Here is a 16,675-nt window from a genome sequence, read left to right on the forward strand (position 1 = left end):
TTCGCCACCTCCTACGCGGGTCATTTTACGCCCGGAGAACCCCGAAAGAGCAGGGCAAATTCCGCCCGGCCGCCCAGTGAGGAAGCGTCCGGGAAAACCCTGCAGGATCTGATGGAGCGTCGGGGGAAACCCTGCAGGATCTGATAGCGCGTCGGGGTTACTTCTCCACGAGGGTGAGGACGTCGTAGGTGGCCACGATTTCGTCGTTCTGGTTGGTCAGGACGGCATCCCAGGCCACCTCGCCGTACTCATCGGTCTCGCGCGGGGTGATCTTCTTGGCGGTCAGGGTCACCCGGATGGAGTCGCCCGCAGCCACAGGAGTGATGAACCGCAGGTTCTCCAGGCCGTAGTTGGCCAGGACCGGACCCGGAGCCGGCTCGACGAACAGCCCGGCAGCCCAGGCCAGCAGCAGGTAGCCGTGCGCCACGATGCCCGGGAAGAACGGGTTGGCTTCCGCGGCCTCCTGGTTGGTGTGGGCGTAGAACGTGTCACCGGTCGAGTTCGCGAAGGCCGAGATGTCCTCGAGCGACACCTCACGCAGTTCCGAACGGACAGCGTCGCCGATGTGCAGGGTCTCGAGGGACTTGCGGAACGGGTGCGTGCCCTCGGTGTCCACGGTGAAGTTGCGGTCGGCGCCGGTGTGCCAGATCCCGGTCACGGCGGTGAGCATGTTGGGCGAGCCCTGGATGGCGGTGCGCTGCATGTGGTGCATCACCGAACGGATGCCGCCCAGTTCCTCGCCGCCGCCGGCACGTCCCGGTCCGCCGTGGACCAGGTGCGGGACGGGCGATCCGTGGCCGGTTGACGACCGCGCGTCCTCGCGGTTCAGCATCAGCACGCGGCCGTGGTGGGCGGCGATGCCCGTGACCAGTTCCTGCGCAACGGACGGATCGTTGGTGCAGACCGAGGCGACCAGCGAACCGCCGCCGCGGGCGGCGAGCCGGACGGCGTCGGGAATGTCCTTGTACCCGATCACGGACGACACCGGGCCGAAGGCTTCCAGGGAGTGCACCGGCTCGGCGTCGGCGTCAGCCCAGCTGAGCACCACGGGAGACATGAAGGCACCGCCTTCCACAACGCCGGTTGCGCCATCCGCGCTGGTGACCGACGGCGAATCGAGCGTTCCGTACGCCAGCTCACCGCCGGCGTCGAGCATGGACTGCACGGCGGCGCGGACATCGGCGAGCTGCTCCACCGAGGCGAGCGCGCCCATGGTGACCCCCTCGGCCCGGGGATCGCCGAGCACCACGCGCTGCTCCACGCGGGCTCCGATGGCGGAAACCACGGCGGGCACCAGTTCCTGCGGCACGATGGCGCGGCGGATTGCGGTGCACTTCTGCCCGGCCTTAACCGTCATTTCGGTGACCACGGACTTGATGAAGGCATCGAATTCCGGGGTGCCTTCCACGGCGTCCGGGCCGAGGATGGCGGCGTTGAGCGAGTCGGTCTCCGACGTGAACCGCACGCCGCCCAGCACAACGTTCGGGTGGGACCTGAGGGACTGCGAGGTGGACGCCGAGCCGGTGAAGGCCACGAGGTCGCGGTAGTCCAGCACGTCCAGCAGCCCGCGGACCGAGCCGGAAATCAGCTGCAGCGATCCCTTGGGCAGGATGTTGGATTCGATGATGGCCTTCACCACGGCCGCGGCGACGTAGCCGGTGGGTGTGGCGGGCTTGACGATGGTGGGGACGCCGGCGATGAACGCGGGCGCGAGCTTCTCGAGCATGCCCCAGACCGGGAAGTTGAAGGCGTTGATCTGCACCGCGACCCCGGGGATGCGGGTATAGATGTGCTCGCCGGCGAACGAGCCGTCCTTGGACAGCACTTCCATGGGCCCGTCCACCACCACCTGGGCGTTGGGCAGCTCACGCCGGCCCTTGGACCCGAACGTGAACAGCACGCCGATTCCGCCGTCGATGTCGATCATCGAATCGATCTTGGTGGCGCCGGTCTGCGCGGAGAACGCGTAGAAGTGCTCGCGCCGCGCATTCAGGTACTGCGCCAGCTCCTTGAGCTTGAGGGCACGCTGGTGGAAGGTCAGCTTGCCGAGTTCCGTTTGGCCGGTGGTGCGGCCGTAATCCACGACGGCGGCAAGGTCCAGTCCGTCGGTGCTCACCTTGGCCAGGATCTCCCCCGTGCTGGCGTCCCGGACGGGAACAGCGGAAGCTGCCGAGCCGGCGTCGGGAGTCCACCAGGAGTCCTGCACGAAACTGGGGACGGTTTGCACGGTGTCCAGGGTGGCCTCGGGGGCAGTGGCGGTGGTGGTCATCGTTGACGGGTCCTTCCAACGGGGACAAATCTGATCCGGCCAGAACATTACTGACCGTCCGTTCGGTAATATGTCTACAGTACATGAATGAGCCCCGCTGCACACTAGTGGCACCCCACACGACCCAAGGAGAGCACATGACGCCGGAAGCCCGTGACGCAGAACTGGCGGCCACTAAAGCACCCGAAGGCCCAACGCCCGGAGAGCTGTGGAAGATCACCCTCGGCGAGCTGGACGAGAAGATGGGCGTGAGAATCGTGGAGGAGTCCGTCGAGCGCGTCGTGGCGACCATGCCGGTGGAGGGAAACCGGCAGTCATTCGGCCTGCTGCACGGCGGCGCCTCGCTGGCCGTGGGCGAAGCCGTGGGATCGTGGGCTGCGGTGATCCACGCCAGCACGCTGGGTAAGACCGCCGTGGGCGTGGACGTCTCCGCAACGCACCACCGCTCGGCCCGGACCGGCGTCATCACCATCACGGCCACTCCCATCCACCTTGGCGGCACGCTGACCACGCACGAAGTACTGATCACCAACGACGCCGGGCAGCGGCTCTGCAGCATGCGGATCACCAACCTGCTGCTTGCCCCGAGGGCCTGACGTCCTACGCGGGGGCACCCCGGCTAGGCTGATCTGGTGACCGAGCTTGGCAGCCTGACCCCCACCCTAATCGCGGTGGGTCTCCTGATGGTCCTGACGGCTGCCGTCCTCAAGGGTTTCCGGGTTCCGCATGCTTTCGCGCCGGCCCTCGCCATCCTCCGCGGCGCCGCGCAGCTCGCCGCGGTCAGCCTGATCCTCGGCGCCGTGATCGCCAGCGCCGAATGGGTGGCCGTGGCGCTGGCCGTCATGTTCACGGTCGCCACCCTTACCGCCGCACGCCGCCTCGCCTGGTCCTGGCGCCACCTTGCCGTCGTGGCCGGTTCGATGGCCGCCGGCATCCTCGCATCCCTGGCCATCGTGTTCGGTACCGGCGCCATCGAGCTCACCTCCCGCTACGCGCTGGCGATCGGCGGGATCGTGGTGGGCAATTCCATGGCGATCGCGGCGCTTGCGGGCCGCAGGTTCAACGAGGCGGTGATCGACCGCTGGGACCAGGTGGAGGGCTGGCTCGCCCTGGGCGCTTCTCCCGGGCAGGCAACCCGCGAGATGGCACGCAGCGCCGTGTACTCCGCCCTCATTCCGTCGGTGGACCAGACCAAGACGACGGGCCTGGTCACGCTGCCGGGCGCCTTCGTCGGCGCAATCTTCGGCGGGCTTTCACCGCTGGAGGCGGGCCGGTTCCAGATCGTCGTGCTGGCCTCGATCATCGCCGCCGGGTCGGTCACCGCCATCATGCTCATCACCTTGCTGGCCCCGGTCCGCGTGCGGCCGGCACCGCTGAAATAGGAACCCAGCCGAAGTAGGGGTCCGGCTGTGGCGTAAGCCAGCAGCGTCTTCCCTGTGCTGCGGTGCGGGACGATAATCAGGTATCCGCTCTGCACACCAATGGAGGTGGTGGATGTGTCTGTCTACACATTGGGTATCTGGCTCGTGAAGCCGGGCCACGAGGACGACTTCGTAAAGGCCTGGAAGGACATGGCCGACAGGACCCACAAGGACTATCCGGGCGGCCGGGGCCTGCTGATGCGTGACCGGGATGTGCCCAATCGCTTCATCAGCACCGGGCCCTGGGCCTCACTCGAGCAGGTCGAGCAGTGGCGGGCGTCGCCAGCGTTCACCGAGGGCCTCGCATCGATCCGCGACATCATTGAGCACTTCGAACCGCACACGCTGGACGAAGCCGCCACAATCGGCTGAGCCGGCACGGCTTCCTCCGCCCCAGCTCCGCTGTCGCCGTGAGGCTAGCGCCTGCCGCGGCGCCGCACGACTACCAGCACCAAGCCGCCGAGCAGCAGGGCCGCGCCAGCTACAGCAGCGGCGAGCGTCAGACCGGATGCCCCCGTGTCGGCGAGCAACATCGGCCGTGAATCCGGGTCCGGAACTGCAGCAGGAAGCACGGCCACCACCGTCGGCTGCGGCGCGGGCACAAGGCCGGCCGGTTTGGGGTCCTGGGCCGCCACCGACGGGGGCGCGGACGGTGACCCGCCGGGGCTGGGCGCAACGGCACCGGCACCGCCTGGTGCTGGTGATTCAGGCGCCGCCGGTTCGGGCGCTGCGCTGAAGGTGCTCAGCCCAGAGCGGCTGAAGCCGTTTACTGTCTGGGCCGTGAACTCCCCGGCCGGAGCGGGTGCAGGGAAGGCCCAGTTTCCTTGGTCGTCCACGTCCACGTCGAACGGTTCGCTGCCGGGGAACGTCACCCGGACCTGCGTTCGTGCCGGCACGTCGGTGGCCGGAGATGCGGCGAGCCGGCCGGCGACGCGCTGGCCGGTTTTGATGGGCCCCGGAGGCAGGACGCCGGCAAGGACTGGCCTGTTCAGAAACAGCCTCAGCTCCACGCCGGGAAGGACCGCCATGGACTCCTCAAGTGTTGCCGCCACGGCGAAGTTCTCGGTGGAGAAGCTGCTGTTACCCGCGGAGTGTGTGCCCACGGCGTAGTTTCCGCTGATCCAGGGGCCGCCGGAATCGCCGCCGCTGGATTCCACGGATCTGGAGAACAGTCCGCGGAAGGAACGCAGGTCTGCAGGGTCCCCCGAGCCCCCGCCCACGATGTAAATCCCCACTTCGTCGACAGTTCCGCACGACCAGCCAACCGTCCGTCCGGAACGGCAGACGGGTTGCCCCTGGAACGGCGCCGCCGTGCCCACGATGGGTACTGAGCCGGTTGCGAGATTGGCGGCATCCGCCCAGGTGGCGGCAGCCGGGCGCGCATCCAGATCCGCTCGGATGGACTCGATGACGGCGATGTCGTTCCCGGGGGTGCCGGGATTCTTCGGATCGGTGACCCTCGAGTTCCCGGGGCCGCCAAACTGGCTGAACCCGAACGTTCCAAGTTTTCCGGTGACGGCGGGGTCGGTCACGGATCCGCCCGCGGGATCCCCGGCGGGCAGGGTCACCTCGGCGAGCCGCGCGGCGCCGTCGTCAGCGCAGTGGCCGGCAGTGAGGACCAGGGGCTGGCCCTCAGCGTTGAAGGCACTGAACCCGGCGGAGCAGGCCACCCAGCCGTCGATCCTGTAGCCTTGTCCGCCGAAGAAGTCCTCCTCCCGGACCAGAGGTTCGCCGCTCTCCAGGACCACGTTGACGTACTGCTCCACAAATTCCGACGGCGACAGGTGTGACCCGCCGGGCGTGCCGGCAGTCGCGGCCGCAGGACCGTCGCTGTCAGCAACACGCCGGGCCTGCGGCTTCGACTCGGGCTGGTTCACACCACCCGTGCGGATGACGAACTTGCCGTTCGCCTCGGCCACGGCCTGGAGGCCTGCCGGTCCCACTTCCCGGAGGTAGGCCTGGTAAAGCTGGTCGATGCCTGTCGCACGGAGATCTGCCGCCGCGCTGTCCGGCTCGGCGGCAGGCGGGGTGGGTGAAGAATCGGGGGCCGCCGGGAGCGGGGAGGATTGCGAGGAAGGGGTCTCCGGGGCGGGCGCCTCGGAGCGTACCAGCACGAACTCCTGCCGGGACGCGGCATCGGCCCGGTTGAGTGCGCGCACGGCGTCGGCGAGCTCCGCGCCGGTGCCTTCGACCAGGATCCTGCCCCCGTCCAGCCTGATCGATTCGAATCCTGCCGCCTTCCGGAGCCTTGGCAGGGCGGCGGCCGCTCGTTTGCCTTGCTCTCCTGCGGCGTTGAATTCCGCCATTGTCATGCCCAGGTCCCGCAGAACGGCGCCGGCAAGGCCTTCTCCCGACAGTTCGGCTGTTGCCGCCCCGGCCGCCGGGGCTGTTGGGAATGCGGCGGTGCCCGGCGCTCCGGAACCCGCGGCAGGATCCGCGGCAGGGGACGGCGACGCCGGCGACGCGCCGGCGCCGGCCGCAACCGCCGCCGTCGTGGTTTCCGGGGCAGCGTAAGCCGGCACGGACGCGACCGGGGCACCGAGCGCCACCGCAGCCGCGGCCCCAAGGGCGAGTGCGCGCCGGAGCAAAGGGCCGGAAGTGGAAGAGGTCACAGGGCAACCCTAGCGCCGAGGACGGCCAGCACCTGCTCCAGCTCAGGCTCGGTGACGCCGTTCCGCAGCAGGAATTCCCGGGTATTGAGCTGCCGCACGAAGCCCAGAACCCGGGCACCGCGGGTTTCCAGGAGCGGGGCGAGGGTGTCCTCGTCAAGGTAGCGCTCGTGCGGATGTGGGGGCCACATGGTCCGATGGCGTTCGTTGATGCCGCGCATGGCGGCCTGGTAGCTGGCGACGATCTCGGAGTCGCCTGCACCGGCGAGGTCCTGCAGCATGGCCGCGATCATGCCGCTCCGGTCGCGGCCGGCGGAACAGTGAATCACCACGCCCCCGGAGGAAGCGGCCACCGCCTTGAAGACGGCGGCCAGCCGGTCCGGGAACAGACGGGCATTGGCGGCATAGTGCGCGGGATCGTTGAGGTACGGATCGCAGAGGGCCTTGAACTCAAGGTTGTCCGGGTCCTCCGTGGGCGTGTGGACGACGTCGAACGCGGCGAGCGCCCCGCCCACGTCAGGGTCGCTGGGCCTGGGCTGGCGTTCCGCGGCATTGCGGAGGTCAACGATGGTGCGGATGCCGTCCCCGTAGGCCTTCCTCCAGCCAGCCTCGGTAACCCATTCCCGCCGCCCCATCCGGTACACGGAGCCGGCCACGAGCCAGGCGTTCACTGCCCCGTCCCAGCCGACCTGTCCGCTCGCATTCACGCAGCCAGCTAACCACATCTTCCGGTCCGGGTGCAGGGGCTTAAAGCAAGTAGTGCCGGAGCGCGCGGCGGAAAAACGAGTACCGCGTGCCGGGGTTCAGACCCTTCCGCGGGCATACCCTAGGGCGATGAGCGCCGTTTTGCGCCATCAGTTTCCAGGCCTGCCGCCCACGGCAGGCCTGGCTCATCGCTTGCCGATTCTCCGCAGCCTTCCCTGCATCCGTTTCCGTGGTTTTCCCTGAATGAGGGGGTTTCATCGTGTTGACCAACGAACCGATCCGACGCCGCACAGCCCGACTGGCCGGCGCCCTGGCCGCTTTGGCGCTCACCGCCAGCCTTACCGCCGCACCCGCCACAGCCGCCGATCCGCCGCCCATCTACCTCGGGTTTGGCGACTCCTATGCAGCAGGAATCGGCGGCGGGGCATATGAGGCTGGGCCCGCATGGATTCCGGCCCTGCCCTGCGTTCAGACAGCGGCGGCGTATTCGCGCATGCTGGGCGGCGAAAACCTGGCCTGTTCGGGGGCGACCACGGCAGACGTGTCCGCCGTCGTGACGGCTGCTGCCTACAACCGCACCGCGGCGCCGTACCTGGCGAACGCCTCAGTCATCACCGTCACGGTGGGCGGAAACGACATCGAGGCTGGAACTGCGGCTGCGCAATGCGCGGCCTCCACCGCCACAGGATTCTGCAAGGCCGCCCTGGTGAATTCGCTGGCGGTTAAACTCCCCCAGCTGCCCGGCAAGATCAAGGCCATGGTGGCAGTGATAAAGAAATACGCTCCCCGGGCCAGGATTGTGCTGACCGGATACCCCCGGCTGTTCACCGCGAACGCCTCGATGCCCGAGGAGCAGAAAACCACCATCCGCACCTTGAACTCCGCCGCGGACCTCCTCAACGGCACCATCGCACTCTCCGCGCTGGCCAACCGGGTGAAGTACGTCAGCGTCACGAACCAGTTCACCAATCATGGCATCGGATCCGCCGATCCCTGGATCGTCGGCCCCCCCGAGCCACTCTGCCTGCCCACCATCAACTGCGCGCTGAAGGGGCAGCCCGGGGACGTGTTCCACCCGACCGCTACAGGCTACCGCTACGGGTACGTGCCTGCCCTCGCCGGGCTGGTGCCCTGACGGCCGGCCGGAACGGGCCACATGCGGGCCGGGGGTGTGCCCTCCGGCCCGTGTGGCTAGGCTGGGATCATGATCACAGTCTCGGGCACTGTCAGTTCTTCCCTGCCGGCGCGGACTGCGTTCGCTTACTTGTCCGCCTTCGAACACACCAGTGAGTGGGACCCGGGCACGGCGGTGATGGACAAGCTGACCGAGGGGCCCGTTGCCGTCGGCCACCGCTACCATGCCGAGGCGCTGTTCCGGGACAAGCGCCAGCCCATCGAGTATGAGGTCATCGAGCTCTTCGACAACCACATCAAGCTCCGGGGCGAGCACCGGAATCTCGTGGCCTTTGACTCAATCGACGTGCGGTCGCTCAGTTCCGGTTCCGAGATCCTGTACACGGCCCAGTTCAGCATCAACTGGCCCTACAAGCTGCTGCAGCCGTTCCTCAAGCCGCAGTTCATGAAGCTGCGCGATCCGGCCCTGAACGGGCTTCGGCAGAAACTCGAGTCGCTGTAACCGTCCCAGCCGCACTTCAGCACAGGAGGACCCCATGAGCAGCCAGAACCCCGACCCCCTTGAAGACCACCTGACCGGGTTGGAACCGGGCGGCGGAGTACCGCCCGGGGAAACGCCGCCTGCTGAAGCTTCAACCGGCGGACCGCAGGGGCACGACGAGGGCGGACCGCCGCGGGGAACCCAGGTGGCGGTGCTGATTGTCATCGGAATTGTGGTGCTGCTGTGCCTGCTGTTCTTCGTCGGCTACTTCGTGGGACTGCTCTAGGCCCACGCTCCTGTAGGGGGTCGCGGCCGACGGCGGCAGGGGCAGGCTGACCGGATCAGGTTCAGTCGCTCAGTCAGCCCAGTCGAAGAACCCCTTGCCGGTCTTGCGGCCCAGTTCGCCTCGGGCCACCTTATCCCGAAGGATCTGCGGCGGGGCGAAACGCTCCCCCAGCGTTGAGTGCAGGTACTCGGCGATGCCCAGGCGGACGTCCAGGCCCACAATATCGGTGGTCTTCAACGGGCCGGTGGGGTGCTTGTAGCCAAGCACCATGGCGGCATCGATGTCCTCCGCCGACGCCACGCCCTCTTCCACCATGCGCATCGCTTCCAACGCAATGGCCACGCCCAGCCGCGAGGACGCGAACCCCGGGGCATCATTGACGACGACGGCGGTCTTGCCCAGCGCTTCCGTCCAGCCTTTCGCTTGGTCCGCCAGCCCGGGTGACGTCTCCTTGGCCACCACCACCTCGATCAGGGTGGATGCGGGCACGGGATTGAAGAAGTGCAGCCCCACGAAGCTAGCCGGCCGCTGCAGCTGGGCCGCGAGGTCGGTGACCGAGAGCGACGAGGTGTTCGAGGCCAGGAACGCCTCGGGGGCAAGCTGTTCCTCGACGGCCTTCAGGGCGCTGACCTTGAGCTCGAAGTCCTCCGGCACCGCCTCCACCACGAGGCCGCAGCCAGCGAAGGCCGAGTAGTCGGTGGCCGTGCTGAAACGGGCCAGGACATCCTCCGGGGCTCCGTCCAAAGCGCCGCGGGCTGCGGACTTGGCCACGGCGTCGGCGACCCGCGTGCGGGCGCCGGCGGCAGCATCGCCGTCGCGCTCCACCACCACCACAGTGGCGCCCTTGATCAGGAAGGCGTGGGCGATTCCTGCGCCCATCCGGCCGCCGCCGAGGACTCCGACGTGCTGGGGAATGGCGGTCATGACTTGGTCCCGTCTGTGGTGTTCTTGTCGTTTTTCTTGTCTGTGTTCTTCCTGTCTGTGCTTTTCCTGTCCAGGAAGTTCTGCATCCGGTCGAATTTGGCCTGCGATTCGAACAGGATTCCCTGCGCCAGCTGGTCGATCAGCGGATGTGCCTCGGCCGGGGCGTGGAACACCGACTTGGTGATCCGGACGGCCAGCGGGTCCTGGCGCGCAATGCGGTCGGCCAGCCGGTGGGCGGCGTCCATGAGCTCGGCAGCCTCGTGGAGTTCGGTGACCAGGTTGACGGCGAGGGCCTCCTCCGCCTTCAGCACCCGTCCGGCCAGCAGGATTTCCTTGGCCAAGGGCTCCCCCACCAGCTCCTTCAGCCGCCAGCTGGCGCCGGCAGCGGCCAGGATGCCCAGGCCGGTTTCCGGGTTGCCGATCCGCACCGCCGGGGTGCCGATCCGGAAGTCGGCAGCGTAGGCCAGTTCGGCGCCGCCGCCCAGGCAGTAGCCGTCCAGCGCGGCGATCACCGGCATGGGCAGTTTGGCGATCCGCACAAAGATGGTGGAGTTGATGCCCTGCAGTGCGTCGTCGCGGCGCCGCTCCCGCAGCTGGGCGATGTCCGCGCCGGAGGCAAACACGCCCTCGGTGCCGGCGATGATGAGGACCTTGGGCTCCTTCTCGAGCGCGGCGCACACGGCATGGAGCTCGTCCACCATCTGCTGGTCGATGGCGTTGCGGACGTCCGGCCGGTTGAGGAGCACCACCACCCGGTCGGCGCGCTCTTCGACCAGGATGGTGCTGAATTGCAGGGTGCCCAAGTGTCCGTCCGCGCTGTCCTGGCTTTCGCTGTTCTGGCCCGGCACTACACGCGCTCCAGCAGCATGGCTGTTCCCTGGCCCACGCCGATGCACATGGTGGCCAGGCCGATCCGCGCGTCTTCGCGCTCCATCCGGCCCAGCAGGGTGATGGCGATCCGGGACCCGCTGGAACCCAGCGGGTGCCCCAAAGCGATCGCACCGCCGTCGTTGTTCACAATGTCCGGGTCCAGCCCAAGGCGCCGCACGCTCGCAAGGGACTGGGTGGCAAACGCCTCGTTAAGTTCGACGGCGCCAAGGTCGCCGACGCTGAGCCCGCTCCGTTTAAGCACCTTCTGGGTTGCCGGAACCGGGCCGATGCCCATGATTTCCGGCTCGCAGCCGGCGGACGCGCCGTCGATGATGCGGGCGCGCGGCGTCAGGCCCAGCCGCTGGATTGCGGCCTCGGAGGCGACGATGATCGCGGAGGCGCCGTCGTTGAGGGAGGACGAGTTGCCGGCGGTGACCACCGAGCCGCCCGGAACCACCGGACGGAGGCCGGACAACACGTCCATGCTGGTGCCGGCGCGGGGTCCCTCATCGGTGTCCACCACCGTCTCGGCCTTGCGGCTCTTGACCGTCACCGGGACGATTTCGTCCTTGAAACGGCCAGCGTCAATGGCCGCGAGCGCCCTTTCGTGCGAGCGGACCGCGAAGGCGTCGGCGTCCTCGCGGGAAATGTTGTCCACGCGGCCCACCTCCTCCGCGGTTTCCGGCATGGAGAACGTCATCTTGCCGTCGCGCGACAGCTCGCCCTTCTTGAACAGGGGGTTCACGAAGCGCCAGCCGATGGAGGTGTCGAAGATGTCGCCAGGCTTGGCGAACGCCGCCTGCGGCTTCTCCTGGACCCACGGCGCGCGGCTCATGGACTCCACGCCGCCGGCCACCACGATGTCCGCAGCGCCTGACTTGATCATTTGGCTGGCCATGATGATGGCGCTCAGGCCCGAGGCGCAGAGCCGGTTCACGGTGATGCCGGGGATGTGCAGCGGGAGGCCGGCGAGGATGGTGGCCATGCGCGCCACGTTTCGGTTCTCCTCGCCGGCGCCGTTGGCGTTGCCGAGGATGACCTCGTCGATCGCGTCCGGATCAACTCCCGCCCTGGCCACGGCCTCGCGGACCACCAGCGCGGCGAGATCATCGGGCCGGACCGCCGAGAGCGCCCCGCCGTATCGTCCTACCGGGGTGCGGGCACCGCCGACCAGAAAAGCCTCGACCATGAGAACATCCTTTTCGCAGAAGCTGGGCCGGCAGCGAATAAATTACCGACCGTTCGTTCTATAAAGATTACACGGTGCGGGCAACCGGTCAACGGAACCGGAGTTTTTGTCCACTTGTCGCGACTTGACGTGCCGCGAAGTCGTGACAAGTGGACAAAAACTCCTCTGCTTCCGCGGGCACGACTTCGTCAGGCGACGACCACGCCCAGGTGGGCCGCCAGGAGTGGAGCCAGGAGTCCCAGCTGGTACTCGTCAATCACGACGCCGGCCAGGCTGCCCAGACCGCTGATGCTCCGGAAGTCCGTGCTGCGCAGGTCGAAGTCCTTCAGCTTGGCGCCCGCCAGGTCCAGGGTTCCGATGGTGCAGTTCTTCAGTGCCACCCGGGCGGCGGTTGCGGAACCCAGGTCCAGCTCGCTGATGATGCAGTCGCTGATCTGCACGTCCGCCAGCCGTGAGCCGCGCAGGTTCAGGTAGTCCAGCTTGCCGCCGTCAATCCGCACCGACTGCCAGCCGCTCTCGTAGAGCTCTGCCGAGCCCCATCTCGGGTTGCTGATGACGACGTCGTGCATGGTGGACCGGGCCAGGTTCAGGACGGGGGCAAAGGCCTCCTCGATGACGCAGTCCCGGAAGCTGGCACCGCGCAGCTGGGCTTCATTGAAGGAGACACCGGCGAATTCGCACTCGGCGAAGGTGACACCGCTGAGCTCCAGCCCGTCGGCGGCCGCCCGGGTATAGCGCATGCCGTCGTACCGCTCGGCGCGCCGAAAGTCCGGCTCATCGTCCTCCCGGAGGCCCTCCAGCCGGACCGGTACCAGCCTTGGCGGCGTGATCTTCGAGGCGGCGCCCTGCCGGGGTTTCCCCGCGGACCGTCCCGCCACTACAGCTGCTCCGCTTTCGCGGCAATCTCGGCGAGGTCCTTCGCCAGGGCCTTTCGCGTCATGCTCATGCCCAGCCGCCCGAAGAGGGCCAGCATCAGCCGGCTGAACACGGTGGGCCTGAGGAGCTCCGCGCCAAAGGTCAGGGTCAGGTCGGTCCCGCTGCCACGTTCTTCCAGCGTGAACCTGGACGTGTAGTCTGCTCCACCCTGCAGCGCCTTGACTGTTGTGCTGCGTGGCGGATCTGCCTGCGACACCCACATTTCCACGGTTTCGCGCCGGCCCATCATGGATCTCGTCTCCTTCCAGCGGGTCCCTTCACCGTACGGCCCCTCGCTGACCATCTGGATGGATTCGACGCCGGAAAGCGTGGCGGCCGACCCCGGAATATCCGAGATCACCCGCCAGACTTTCTCCGGGGTGGCGTTCACGTGCTGACTCAGGCTGATGCTGTGATCCATCCTTCGAGCCTAGCCGCGGCGGCAGACGTTTTGGTCCGGTACTTGAAATAGTAAGCATGCTTCGTGTTAGGCTGAAACGGCTTTGTCAGTTCAACCGGCAACGGAAGGTGGTTCCCCACCATGGGTATCGGAGACAAGATCCAGAACGCTGCAGAGGACTTCGGCGGTAAGGCGAAGGAAGCAGCAGGCAACGCGACGGACAATGACCGCCTGAAGGCAGAGGGCCAGAAGGACCAGGTGGTCGCCGACGCCAAGAAGGTCGGCGAAGACGTCAAGGACGAACTTAAGCGGGATTAGTACCCCCGCTCAACGGCGACGCCGGACTCCCTTGGGGGGAGCCCGGCGTCGCCGTTTTTGCATGCCGGCCGTGTTGAAGCCCAGAGTCGGCCGATGCAAGACTGCGGCGCCACACTGCGGTCCGTGCAACACTGGGCCCATGACGCACGTAGACCTGAGCGGGACTGCCACTGCCGCCGGATCCAAGAACCTTCGCGGCTACCTCGCCACCCCTACCGGCACCGGTCCCTTTCCCGGCGTTGTGATGATCCACGAGGCGTTCGGCCTCACCGACCAGATCCGCCGCCATGCCGACCGGCTGGCCGCTGCCGGCTACCTCACGCTCGCCGTGGACCTCTACAGCGACGGCGGCCCGCGCCGCTGCCTGATCGGCACCATGAAATCCATGATGACGGGCGAAGGACGGGTCTTTGCCGACATCGCCGCGGCGCGGAGTTGGCTGCAGGCATCGCAGCTCTCGAACGGCCGGACGGGCGTCATCGGCTTCTGCATGGGCGGCGGGTTCGCGCTGCTGGCGGCCAATGACGGCTTCGACGCCGCTTCAGTGAATTACGGCCGCCTCCCCCGCGACCTCCAGCCGGCCCTCCGGGGCGCGTGCCCGCTCGTGGCGAACTACGGCACACAAGACCGCACCCTGCGGGGCGCGGCGGCCAGGCTGGAATCCGCCCTGGCCGTGGGGGGCATTGAACACGACGTCAAGGAATTCCCGACGGCGGGGCACTCCTTCCTGAACGACCAGGAGGAAGGCCCCCGGGCACTGCGCCCGCTGGCGCGCGTAATGGGAATTGGCCCGGATCCGGCCGCCGCCCCGGAGGCATGGCGCCGGATCGAGGAGCACTTCGCCCGGCACCTGCGGGACTAAACCTCCAGCGCGAACGACGACGGCGAGCGCCTCCGAAAAGGAGGGCCCGCCGTCGTAATCAAAACGGAAGGCTAGCTGAAGAGTTCGCTCTTCGGCTCGTTGTTCTTGACCTTCTGCCAGCCGAGCCACAGAACCACGGCGAAGAACGGAACGGTGGCAAGGGTCCACAGGCCGAGGTGGAAGACCTCGCCGGTCTTGCTGGTCATGGTGTCGAAGCCGATCAGCACCGTGATGGCGAGCAGGCCCACGAGCCCGGCCCAGCTGGTCCAGGGCGAACCCGGCATCGGCAGGCTCGAAACCTGGCCCTTGCGGTGCCGCAGCGCGATCTGGCTCGCGAAGATGGCGCCCCACGTGAAGATGACGCCGATGGAGGCGGTGTTGAGCGCGAGGTCGAAGGCGTGCGAGCCGCCCAGCCAGATGTTGAGCAGGATGCCCACCAGGTAGAACGCGGCGATGGCCAGGATCGCGGCGTACGGTATGTGGCGCTTGGACATCCGGGTGAGCCACTGCGGGGCGTGCCCGTTGTTGGCCATGGTGCGGAACACGCGGCCGATCGAGTAGAGCCCCGAGTTGCAGGAGGACAGGGCGGCGGTGATGACCACCATGTTCATCACGTCGCCCACCCAGCCCAGGCCCATCTGGCCGAACACGGTGACGAACGGGGAAGTGCCGGCCTTGTACTGGTCGGACGGGAGAAGCATGGCCAACAGGGTGACGGAACCGACGTAGAACACCACAATGCGGAGCACGACGGCGCGGATCGCCTTGGGCACTTCGCGTTCCGGATTCTGCATCTCACCGGCGGTGATGCCGACGAGCTCGATGCCGTTGTACGCGAAGATGACCGCGTTCAGGACCAGGACCATCACCAGGGCGCCCTTGGGGAACAGCCCGCCGTCGGCCGCGAAGAGGTTGGCGACCGAGGCATGGCCGTCGCCGACCCTGGCGTTGGTGACCACCATGAAGGTGCCCACGGCCAGGAAGATCAGGATGGCGCCCACCTTCAGGCAGGACGCCCAAAACTCAAATTCGCCGAACGCCTTGACGCTGAGCAGGTTGACCGCCACCAGCAGGGCCAGCGCGGCGATGGCGGAGGCTTCCACCGGTACGTTCGGGAAGAAGAACTGGAAGTAGAGGCCGATCGCGATGAGTTCCGCGATCCCGGTCATGCCCCAGTTGATGAAGTACATCCAGCCGGAGAGGTAGGCGCCCTTCTTGCCGAACATTTCACCGGAGTAGCTGACGAAGGAGCCGGAGGTCTGGCGGTACATGACGAGTTCACCGAGGGCGCGCATCAGCAGGTAGGCGATGACGCCGGCGATGGCGTAGGAGAAAATCAGCGCGGGGCCGGTGGAGGCCAGGCGGCCGCCCGCGCCCATGAAGAGGCCGACGCCGATGGCGCCGCCCATGGCGATCATGGTGACGTGGCGCCGGCCCAGGGTCTTCTTGTAGCCCTCGGCGCTGAGGGTCGAGTCGACGGCGGCGGATGGAGCCGTCGGGCTCATAAGTTCTGTTGGGGTACTTTGAGGCACAACTGTTCCTTGTAGGTCGGGGGTTGCCTTGGATAGGGCACTGCCGGTTCCGGAACCTGGAGAATTTGTACAGATAATTCGACTTCATGCCCCTCTTGAGGACCGTATGTGTACAAAAACTCGTGGAGCATCGAAGGTTCGCACGGCCTATCCATCGTACAAGATTCCCCGGGGTGGTGCGTGACGGGGACAACATTCCCCGCCGGAACGGGTGCCGGGCATGGTGCGAGCGGCTCTGTCGGGACGTCGTCAGATCAGGGCTCAAGCCGCCTGCGCAGGAGGCAGAACTCATGGCCCTCGGGGTCGGCCAGGACGTGCCACTGCTCGTCGCCGGTCTGCCCGACGTCGGCGGGACGGGCACCGAGGGCGAGCAGCCGTTCCAGTTCGGAGTCCTGGTCCCGGTCGACCGGGTTGACGTCGATGTGCAGCGGGAGTTTTCCGCTCCGCGGGTTGCTGCTGGGGCTCAGGATGATGGTGGGCTGCAGGCCGCCGAAGCCGGCACCGGGCGGGCCGATCTCGATCGCACCGTCCTCCCGGCCGAGTTCGACGTAGCCGAGCACCTCACTCCAGAACCGCGCGAGCAGTTCGGGGTCGGCACAGTTGAGGACAAGTTCGCTGATTCGGCAAGCCATGGACTTCAGTGTACGGAGACGCCTTGCGGTAAGGCAGCACATTCGGAACCCGCGGGATGCCGTCTCTCACCCGCGAGACCCCGGCTCTAATTCGAATGGAGAAAAGGCTCCCGGCGGGGCTCTGTTGC

At 67.4% G+C, this 16,675-nt stretch carries 18 protein-coding genes; 8 read left to right on the forward strand and 10 right to left on the reverse strand.

All coding sequences use genetic code 11. The features are described from left to right. Positions 1-157 precede the first annotated feature (157 nt). Positions 158-2,269, reverse strand: coding sequence for a phenylacetic acid degradation bifunctional protein PaaZ (gene paaZ / locus LFT45_RS18105; protein WP_236804978.1), 2,112 nt, complete (start codon positions 2,267-2,269; stop codon positions 158-160). 137 nt (positions 2,270-2,406) lie between these two features. On the opposite strand from paaZ, the gene LFT45_RS18110 reads away from it, so the two are divergent. From LFT45_RS18110 to LFT45_RS18120, 3 genes are all read left to right on the forward strand, one after another. Further along, positions 2,407-2,865, forward strand: coding sequence for a PaaI family thioesterase (locus LFT45_RS18110; protein WP_440157768.1), 459 nt, complete (start codon positions 2,407-2,409; stop codon positions 2,863-2,865). Positions 2,866-2,901: 36 nt separating this feature from the next. Continuing rightward, positions 2,902-3,651 carry an ABC transporter permease gene (locus tag LFT45_RS18115; RefSeq protein WP_236804979.1) on the forward strand — a complete coding sequence of 250 codons (750 nt, stop codon included), beginning with the start codon at positions 2,902-2,904 and terminating at the stop codon, positions 3,649-3,651. A 114-nt stretch (positions 3,652-3,765) separates the two neighbouring features. Next, complete coding sequence (locus tag LFT45_RS18120) at positions 3,766-4,062, forward strand: antibiotic biosynthesis monooxygenase family protein (RefSeq protein ID WP_236804980.1); 297 nt, start codon at positions 3,766-3,768, stop codon at positions 4,060-4,062. Positions 4,063-4,106: 44 nt separating this feature from the next. Here the strand turns inward: LFT45_RS18120 and LFT45_RS18125 are convergent, their stop codons facing one another. Together LFT45_RS18125 and LFT45_RS18130 are read right to left on the reverse strand one after the other, a co-directional pair. Further along, entirely contained in the window at positions 4,107-6,302 is a 2,196-nt protein-coding gene (locus LFT45_RS18125) for a S1 family peptidase (RefSeq protein WP_236804981.1), read from the reverse strand. Further along, positions 6,299-7,024, reverse strand: a complete 726-nt coding sequence (locus tag LFT45_RS18130; RefSeq protein ID WP_442863573.1) for a tyrosine-protein phosphatase — start codon at positions 7,022-7,024, stop codon at positions 6,299-6,301. Before LFT45_RS18130 ends, LFT45_RS18125 begins: the two co-directional genes overlap by 4 nt. Before the next feature lie 239 nt (positions 7,025-7,263). Between LFT45_RS18130 and LFT45_RS18135 the strand changes: the two genes are divergently transcribed. From LFT45_RS18135 to LFT45_RS18145, 3 genes are all read left to right on the forward strand, one after another. Then, the gene (locus tag LFT45_RS18135) at positions 7,264-8,139 is read left to right on the forward strand and encodes an SGNH/GDSL hydrolase family protein (RefSeq protein WP_236804983.1); all 876 of its coding nucleotides are present in this window, start codon (positions 7,264-7,266) and stop codon (positions 8,137-8,139) included. Positions 8,140-8,208: 69 nt separating this feature from the next. After that, on the forward strand, positions 8,209-8,640 hold the full coding sequence (locus tag LFT45_RS18140; RefSeq protein ID WP_236804984.1) for an SRPBCC family protein: 432 nt from the start codon (positions 8,209-8,211) through the stop codon (positions 8,638-8,640). A 34-nt stretch (positions 8,641-8,674) separates the two neighbouring features. Further along, positions 8,675-8,905 (forward strand): DUF6480 family protein, encoded by a 231-nt coding sequence (locus LFT45_RS18145; RefSeq protein WP_236804985.1) that lies wholly within the window; start codon positions 8,675-8,677, stop codon positions 8,903-8,905. A gap of 69 nt (positions 8,906-8,974) precedes the next feature. Here LFT45_RS18145 and LFT45_RS18150 read toward each other — a convergent pair whose 3' ends face one another. The 5 genes from LFT45_RS18150 to LFT45_RS18170 all read right to left on the reverse strand — a co-directional run bounded on the left by LFT45_RS18150 (position 8,975) and on the right by LFT45_RS18170 (position 13,224). After that, a complete protein-coding gene (locus LFT45_RS18150; RefSeq protein ID WP_236804986.1) occupies positions 8,975-9,829 on the reverse strand; it encodes a 3-hydroxyacyl-CoA dehydrogenase family protein in 855 nt (284 codons plus the stop codon). Continuing rightward, positions 9,826-10,632, reverse strand: coding sequence for an enoyl-CoA hydratase/isomerase family protein (locus tag LFT45_RS18155; RefSeq protein ID WP_236809420.1), 807 nt, complete (start codon positions 10,630-10,632; stop codon positions 9,826-9,828). The genes LFT45_RS18150 and LFT45_RS18155 overlap by 4 nt, the downstream gene beginning before the upstream one ends. 44 nt (positions 10,633-10,676) lie before the next feature. Continuing rightward, positions 10,677-11,888 (reverse strand): thiolase family protein, encoded by a 1,212-nt coding sequence (locus tag LFT45_RS18160; protein WP_236804987.1) that lies wholly within the window; start codon positions 11,886-11,888, stop codon positions 10,677-10,679. A 188-nt stretch (positions 11,889-12,076) separates the two neighbouring features. Then, a complete protein-coding gene (locus tag LFT45_RS18165) occupies positions 12,077-12,766 on the reverse strand; it encodes a pentapeptide repeat-containing protein (RefSeq protein WP_236804988.1) in 690 nt (229 codons plus the stop codon). Next, on the reverse strand, positions 12,766-13,224 hold the full coding sequence (locus tag LFT45_RS18170; protein WP_236804989.1) for an SRPBCC family protein: 459 nt from the start codon (positions 13,222-13,224) through the stop codon (positions 12,766-12,768). Before LFT45_RS18170 ends, LFT45_RS18165 begins: the two co-directional genes overlap by 1 nt. Positions 13,225-13,344: 120 nt before the next feature. On the opposite strand from LFT45_RS18170, the gene LFT45_RS18175 reads away from it, so the two are divergent. After that, complete coding sequence (locus tag LFT45_RS18175) at positions 13,345-13,521, forward strand: CsbD family protein (protein ID WP_236804990.1); 177 nt, start codon at positions 13,345-13,347, stop codon at positions 13,519-13,521. A gap of 139 nt (positions 13,522-13,660) precedes the next feature. Further along, entirely contained in the window at positions 13,661-14,383 is a 723-nt protein-coding gene (locus LFT45_RS18180; RefSeq protein WP_236804991.1) for a dienelactone hydrolase family protein, read from the forward strand. A gap of 71 nt (positions 14,384-14,454) precedes the next feature. Here the strand turns inward: LFT45_RS18180 and LFT45_RS18185 are convergent, their stop codons facing one another. Continuing rightward, complete coding sequence (locus tag LFT45_RS18185) at positions 14,455-15,915, reverse strand: amino acid permease (protein ID WP_236804992.1); 1,461 nt, start codon at positions 15,913-15,915, stop codon at positions 14,455-14,457. A gap of 254 nt (positions 15,916-16,169) precedes the next feature. Next, a complete protein-coding gene (locus LFT45_RS18190) occupies positions 16,170-16,547 on the reverse strand; it encodes a VOC family protein (protein ID WP_236804993.1) in 378 nt (125 codons plus the stop codon). Positions 16,548-16,675: the final 128 nt, after the last annotated feature.

It is taken from the genome of Arthrobacter sp. FW305-BF8, from assembly GCF_021789315.1.
Classification (GTDB): Bacteria; Actinomycetota; Actinomycetes; order Actinomycetales; family Micrococcaceae; genus Arthrobacter.

What these genes read in the sequence shown, in the direction of transcription:
- LFT45_RS18150 (WP_236804986.1), bottom strand. Translation starts at nt 9,829, where the DNA reads ATGACCGCCATTCCCCAGCACGTCGGAGTCCTCGGCGGCGGCCGGATG.
- paaZ (WP_236804978.1), bottom strand. Translation starts at nt 2,269, where the DNA reads ATGACCACCACCGCCACTGCCCCCGAGGCCACCCTGGACACCGTGCAA.
- LFT45_RS18140 (WP_236804984.1), top strand. Translation starts at nt 8,209, where the DNA reads ATGATCACAGTCTCGGGCACTGTCAGTTCTTCCCTGCCGGCGCGGACT.
- LFT45_RS18160 (WP_236804987.1), bottom strand. Translation starts at nt 11,888, where the DNA reads ATGGTCGAGGCTTTTCTGGTCGGCGGTGCCCGCACCCCGGTAGGACGA.
- LFT45_RS18110 (WP_440157768.1), top strand. Translation starts at nt 2,407, where the DNA reads ATGACGCCGGAAGCCCGTGACGCAGAACTGGCGGCCACTAAAGCACCC.
- LFT45_RS18145 (WP_236804985.1), top strand. Translation starts at nt 8,675, where the DNA reads ATGAGCAGCCAGAACCCCGACCCCCTTGAAGACCACCTGACCGGGTTG.
- LFT45_RS18180 (WP_236804991.1), top strand. Translation starts at nt 13,661, where the DNA reads ATGACGCACGTAGACCTGAGCGGGACTGCCACTGCCGCCGGATCCAAG.
- LFT45_RS18190 (WP_236804993.1), bottom strand. Translation starts at nt 16,547, where the DNA reads ATGGCTTGCCGAATCAGCGAACTTGTCCTCAACTGTGCCGACCCCGAA.
- LFT45_RS18130 (WP_442863573.1), bottom strand. Translation starts at nt 7,024, where the DNA reads ATGTGGTTAGCTGGCTGCGTGAATGCGAGCGGACAGGTCGGCTGGGAC.
- LFT45_RS18175 (WP_236804990.1), top strand. Translation starts at nt 13,345, where the DNA reads ATGGGTATCGGAGACAAGATCCAGAACGCTGCAGAGGACTTCGGCGGT.
- LFT45_RS18170 (WP_236804989.1), bottom strand. Translation starts at nt 13,224, where the DNA reads ATGGATCACAGCATCAGCCTGAGTCAGCACGTGAACGCCACCCCGGAG.